This is a genomic window from Nocardiopsis yanglingensis (assembly GCF_045809185.1).
Lineage (GTDB): Bacteria > Pseudomonadota > Gammaproteobacteria > Xanthomonadales > Xanthomonadaceae > Stenotrophomonas > Stenotrophomonas yanglingensis.
On record NZ_JBJNRH010000002.1, the window covers coordinates 181,196 to 186,971 of the forward strand.

At 65.7% G+C, this 5,776-nt stretch carries 5 protein-coding genes; 2 read left to right on the top strand and 3 right to left on the bottom strand.

The window, feature by feature from the left end; genetic code table 11:
* Positions 1-148: 148 nt before the first annotated feature.
* From cgtA to rplU, 3 genes are all read right to left on the bottom strand, one after another.
* Entirely contained in the window at positions 149-1,201 is a 1,053-nt protein-coding gene (gene cgtA, locus ACJ7C5_RS04035) for an Obg family GTPase CgtA (RefSeq protein WP_049434686.1), read from the bottom strand.
* Positions 1,202-1,378: 177 nt separating this feature from the next.
* Positions 1,379-1,642 carry a 50S ribosomal protein L27 gene (gene rpmA / locus ACJ7C5_RS04040; RefSeq protein ID WP_005415704.1) on the bottom strand — a complete coding sequence of 88 codons (264 nt, stop codon included), beginning with the start codon at positions 1,640-1,642 and terminating at the stop codon, positions 1,379-1,381.
* A gap of 18 nt (positions 1,643-1,660) precedes the next feature.
* The gene (rplU, locus tag ACJ7C5_RS04045) at positions 1,661-1,969 is read right to left on the bottom strand and encodes a 50S ribosomal protein L21 (protein WP_005408557.1); all 309 of its coding nucleotides are present in this window, start codon (positions 1,967-1,969) and stop codon (positions 1,661-1,663) included.
* A 317-nt stretch (positions 1,970-2,286) separates the two neighbouring features.
* On the opposite strand from rplU, the gene uvrA reads away from it, so the two are divergent.
* Entirely contained in the window at positions 2,287-5,289 is a 3,003-nt protein-coding gene (uvrA, locus tag ACJ7C5_RS04050; protein WP_412703120.1) for an excinuclease ABC subunit UvrA, read from the top strand.
* On the top strand, positions 5,289-5,696 hold the full coding sequence (locus ACJ7C5_RS04055; RefSeq protein ID WP_006424673.1) for an acyl-CoA thioesterase: 408 nt from the start codon (positions 5,289-5,291) through the stop codon (positions 5,694-5,696). The genes uvrA and ACJ7C5_RS04055 overlap by 1 nt, the downstream gene beginning before the upstream one ends.
* Positions 5,697-5,776: the final 80 nt, after the last annotated feature.

A 5,776-nucleotide genomic window follows, 5' to 3' on the forward strand; every position in this document is an offset into this window, starting at 1 on the left:
CGCGGGGGGGTGGTTTTTCGGGGCCGCCCCCCCCCCCCCCCCCCGGGCCCCCCCCCCCCCCCCCCCCCCCCCCCCCCCCCCCCCCCCCACTACCGGAAAATGAAAAACCCGGCCGAAGCCGGGTTTTTCGCATGGAACCACAACAGCATCACTGCGCGTTGCGGGCTTCAAGCTCGTCTTCCTTCTGGCGATCGAAGAAGGCCATGATCCGGCTCATGATCGGGAAGGTACCTTCACGACCCAGCGCGGAAACCAGGAACCACGGCTCCTTCCAGCCCAGCTCGGCGACGATCTGCTCGGCCGCAGCCTTCGCTTCGTCTTCGAACATCAGGTCAGCCTTGTTCAGCACCAGCCAGCGCGGCTTCTGCAGCAGTTCCGGATCGTGCTTTTCCAGTTCGCGCTCGATCGCGCGCACCTGCTCGACCGGGGAAATGCCTTCCACACCGCCTTCCATCGGCGAGATGTCCACCAGGTGCAGCAGCAGACGGGTGCGCTGCAGGTGGCGCAGGAACTGCGCACCCAGGCCGGCGCCATCCGCGGCACCCTCGATCAGGCCGGGAATGTCGGCAATCACGAAGCTGCGGTAATTCTCCACCTTCACCACACCCAGGTTCGGGTACAGCGTGGTGAACGGGTAATCGGCCACCTTCGGCGTTGCCGCCGAAACGGCACGGATCAGGGTGCTCTTGCCGGCATTGGGGAAGCCCAGCAGACCGACGTCGGCCAGCAGCTTCAGTTCCAGCTTCAGCGTGCGCTCTTCGCCCGGCTCGCCCGGCAGCGCCTGGCGCGGCGAGCGGTTGGTCGAGCTCTTGAAATGCATGTTGCCCAGGCCGCCGCGGCCACCCTGGGCCACCAGCAGGCGGTCGTTGTGCTGGGTCAGGTCGCCGATGACCTCATCGGTGGCGACGTTGATCACCACGGTGCCGACCGGCACGGTGATGGTCAGGTCTTCGCCGCCCTTGCCATAGGCCTGGCGACCCATGCCGTTCTCGCCACGCTGCGCCTTGAAGATGCGGTCATGACGGAAGTCGACCAGGGTGTTCAGGTTTTCGTCGGCGCGGATGTACACGCTGCCGCCCGCACCGCCGTCGCCGCCGTCCGGGCCGCCGAGCGGAATGAACTTCTCGCGACGGAAGCCAATGCAGCCGTTGCCGCCGTTGCCGGCGAACACTTCGATTTCTGCTTCGTCTACCAGTTTCATTGTTTCGATGCCTGCGATGGGCGCGGCCTGCCAGCCGTCGCCTTGAATGTTATGCCAGCCGCTGGCCGGCAACCCGGCCTGGCCGGTCTTGCTTTCACTCTAACGAAAAGCCCCGCCGAAGCGGGGCTCTTCATGCAGCACCCCCATGCCGAGGCACGGGTGCCGGCGATGCCTGGATCAGGCGTCGGCCGAGACGATGCTGACGGTGCGACGCTTCTTGGCGCCCTTGACCGAGAACTCCACCTTGCCGTCCACGAGGGCGAACAGGGTGTGGTCACGGCCCAGGCCAACGCCCGAACCCGGGTGGAACTGGGTGCCGCGCTGACGCACGATGATGTTGCCGGCTTCGATGGCCTGGCCGCCGAAGATCTTGACGCCCAGGTACTTCGGGTTGGAGTCGCGACCGTTGCGCGAGGAGCCTACGCCCTTTTTATGTGCCATGACTGCTTCTCCTGATGCTTAGCCGGCGATGCCGGTGATCTCGATTTCGGTGTAGTACTGACGGTGACCCTGACGCTTCATGTGGTGCTTGCGGCGACGGAACTTGATGATCCGGACCTTGTCAGCACGACCCTGGGACAGGACCTTGGCGGTGACGGCAGCGCCCTTCAGCGCATCGCCCAGCTTCACGCCGTCGCTGTCACCCAGCATCAGGATGTTGTCAAACTTGATCTCGCTGCCGACTTCGACTTCGAGCTTTTCAATGCGGAGCTTTTCGCCCTGCGCCACGCGGTATTGCTTACCGCCGGTGACCAGTACTGCGTACATGACCAGGCCTTCCTCTGTAGTTATTGTGGTCTGAGCTGCCGCCATCGAGGGCGGACAGGAGCGGAATTGTACGCAGATCAACGGCCGCGGGTCAAGTCAACCCCTGAACGGCCTGGACGGCCGGGCCGGCACGGGGTCAGATCCCTTTTCACATTGTGAAAAGGGATCTGACCCCTGCCTGTCGGCCTGTCTCATCAGGTGAGACATCGGGCTGGCATTGTCGCCCATTGCCCCCATCTGGTCACCTCGGTAGGCTGACCGATTGCCGTTCCCTGCTGGCCCGGCATCCAGCCAACGCCCCCACAACCGGATCCCCCATGGCGATGGATTTCATCCGCATCCGCGGCGCGCGGACGCACAATCTGAAGAACCTCGACCTCGACCTGCCCCGCGACAAGCTGATCGTGATCACCGGCCTGTCCGGTTCGGGCAAGTCCTCGCTGGCGTTCGACACCATCTATGCAGAAGGCCAGCGCCGCTACGTCGAGTCGCTGTCGGCCTATGCGCGCCAGTTCCTGAGCGTGATGGAAAAGCCGGACCTGGACCACATCGAAGGCCTGTCCCCGGCCATCTCGATCGAGCAGAAGTCGACCTCGCACAACCCGCGTTCGACGGTCGGCACCATCACCGAGATCTACGACTACCTGCGCCTGCTGTACGCCCGCGTCGGCACCCCGCGCTGCCCGGACCACGGCTATCCGCTGGAAGCTCAGACGGTCAGCCAGATGGTCGATCAGGTGCTGACGCTGGACCCGGAACAGCGCTACATGCTGCTGGCGCCGGTCATCCGCGACCGCAAGGGCGAACACGCACAGGTGTTCGACCAGCTGCGCGCGCAGGGCTTCGTGCGTGTGCGCGTGGACGGCGAGCTGTATGAAATCGATGCGGTGCCGCCGCTGGCACTGCGCCAGAAGCACACCATCGAGGCGGTGATCGACCGCTTCCGCCCGCGCGAGGACATCAAGCAACGCCTGGCCGAGAGCTTCGAGACCGCACTGAAGCTGGGCGATGGCATGGCCTCGGTGCAGAGCCTGGACACCGCCGACGCCACGCCGGCGCTGTTCTCCTCCAAGTACTCCTGCCCGGTGTGCGACTACTCGCTGCCGGAACTGGAACCGCGCCTGTTCTCGTTCAACGCACCGATGGGCGCCTGCCCCGGCTGCGATGGCCTGGGCATCGCCGAGTTCTTCGATCCTTCGCGCGTGGTGGTGCATCCGGAGCTGTCGCTGGCCGCTGGTGCGGTGCGCGGCTGGGACCGCCGCAACGCCTACTATTTCCAGCTGATCGCCTCGCTGGCCAAGCACTACAAGTTCGACGTGGACGCCGCCTGGAACTCGTTGCCGGCCAAGGTACAGCAGGCCGTGCTGTACGGCAGCGGCGATGAAGCGATCACCTTCACCTACTTCACCGAAGCCGGTGGCCGCACCCAGCGCAAGCATCGCTTCGAGGGCATCATTCCCAACCTCGAACGCCGCTACAAGGAAACCGAGTCGCCGGCGGTGCGCGAGGAGCTGTCCAAGTACATCAGCGAACAGCCGTGCCCGGAATGCCATGGTGCGCGCCTGAACAAGGCGGCACGCAACGTGTTCGTGGCCGATCGCCCACTGCCGGAGCTGGTGGTGCTGCCGATCGACGAAGCACTGAAGTTCTTCAGTGAACTGAGCCTGCCGGGCTGGCGTGGCGAGATCGCCGCGAAGATCGTCAAGGAAATCGGCGAACGCCTCGGCTTCCTGGTCGATGTCGGCCTGGATTACCTGACCCTGGAGCGCAAGGCCGACACCCTGTCCGGTGGCGAGGCGCAGCGCATCCGCCTGGCCAGCCAGATCGGCGCCGGCCTGGTCGGTGTGATGTACGTGCTCGACGAGCCGTCAATCGGCCTGCACCAGCGCGACAACGAACGCCTGCTCGGTACGCTCACCCGCCTGCGCGACCTGGGCAATACGGTGATCGTGGTCGAACATGACGAGGATGCGATCCGGCTGGCCGACTACGTGCTGGACATCGGCCCGGGCGCGGGCGTGCACGGCGGCGAGATCGTCGGCCAGGGCACCCTGCAGGACATCCTGGAGGCACCGCGCTCGCTGACCGGCCAGTACCTGTCGGGCAAGCGCGCGATCGAGATTCCGGCGCGCCGGCACACGCCGAACCCGAAGATGACCCTGCACCTGCGCGGGGCGACCGGCAACAACCTGAAGGGCGTGGACCTGGCGATTCCGTCGGGCCTGCTGACCTGCGTGACCGGCGTGTCCGGCTCGGGCAAGTCGACCCTGATCAACGACACCCTGTTCTCGCTGGCCGCCAACGAGATCAACGGCGCCTCGCACCCGGTCGCTCCGTACAAGGAGATCGATGGCCTGGACCTGTTCGACAAGGTGGTGGACATCGACCAGTCGCCGATCGGCCGCACCCCGCGTTCGAACCCGGCGACCTACACCGGCCTGTTCACTCCGCTGCGCGAACTGTTCGCACAGGTGCCCGAAGCGCGTGCGCGCGGCTATTCGCCGGGCCGTTTCAGCTTCAACGTGCGCGGCGGCCGCTGCGAAGCCTGCCAGGGTGACGGCCTGATCAAGGTCGAGATGCACTTCCTGCCGGACGTGTACGTGCCCTGCGACGTCTGCCACGGCAAGCGCTACAACCGCGAGACGCTGGAGATCCTGTACAAGGGCTTCAACATCAACGACGTGCTGGAAATGACCGTCGAGGATGCACTGAAGCTGTTCGAGCCGGTGCCGTCGATCGCACGCAAGCTGGAAACGCTGGTCGACGTCGGCCTGAGCTACATCAAGCTGGGCCAGAGCGCGACCACGCTGTCCGGTGGTGAAGCACAGCGCGTGAAGCTGTCCAAGGAACTGTCGCGCCGCGATACCGGCCGCACCCTGTACATCCTCGACGAGCCGACCACCGGCCTGCACTTCCACGACATCGAAGCGCTGCTGGGCGTGCTGCACAAGCTGCGCGACGAAGGCAACACCGTGGTGGTGATCGAGCACAACCTCGATGTGATCAAGACCGCCGACTGGATCGTCGACCTGGGCCCGGAAGGTGGCCATCGTGGTGGCACCATCCTGGTCACCGGCACGCCGGAAGACGTGGCGGCCTGCCCGCAGTCGTACACGGGCCAGTTCCTGGCGCGCATGCTGCCGTCCACCAGCGCGCGCCCGGAGCAACCGGCTGCGGTCGCCAACAAGCCTGACGCCCGCCCGCCGCGCAAGGTGAAGCCTGAGAAGGCCGAGAAGCCGGCGAAGAAGGCCGTGGCTGCCAAGAGCACCGGCAAGACCAGCAAGACCGCAACTGCCAGCAAGAAGAAAAAGGACGCCTGATGAGCAGCGAACACAAGATCCTGGCCCGCATCCCGATCAGCGTGCGCTGGCGTGACATGGACAGCATGGGCCATGTGAACAACGCCAAGTACATCTCCTACCTGGAAGAAGCGCGCGTGCGCTGGATGCTGGGCGTGGACGGTGTGTCGATGACCGACCGCATCGCACCGGTGGTGGCCGCAACCAACGTCAACTACCGGCTGCCCATCGTGTGGCCCAACGACATCCTGGTCGAACTGTTCGTCGAACGCCTGGGCAACAGCAGCGTGACCATCGGCCACCGCATCGTCGACCAGCAGGACGAGTCGAAGCTGTATTCGGACGGCAACGTGGTCGTGGTCTGGATGGATACCCAGACCGGCAAGAGCGCGCCGCTGCCGGAGGCGATCCGCAGCGCGTCCACCTGACGCGTCTCTGGTAGTGGCGGGGGCGGGGCGGCCCCCCCCCCCCCCCAAAAGAGGGAGGGCGCGCGCGCGCCGGCCACCCA

Excerpts from the sequence above, each read along its gene's own strand:
- uvrA (WP_412703120.1), top strand. The coding sequence starts at position 2,287 with ATGGCGATGGATTTCATCCGCATCCGCGGCGCGCGGACGCACAATCTG.
- cgtA (WP_049434686.1), bottom strand. The coding sequence starts at position 1,201 with ATGAAACTGGTAGACGAAGCAGAAATCGAAGTGTTCGCCGGCAACGGC.
- ACJ7C5_RS04055 (WP_006424673.1), top strand. The coding sequence starts at position 5,289 with ATGAGCAGCGAACACAAGATCCTGGCCCGCATCCCGATCAGCGTGCGC.
- rpmA (WP_005415704.1), bottom strand. The coding sequence starts at position 1,642 with ATGGCACATAAAAAGGGCGTAGGCTCCTCGCGCAACGGTCGCGACTCC.
- rplU (WP_005408557.1), bottom strand. The coding sequence starts at position 1,969 with ATGTACGCAGTACTGGTCACCGGCGGTAAGCAATACCGCGTGGCGCAG.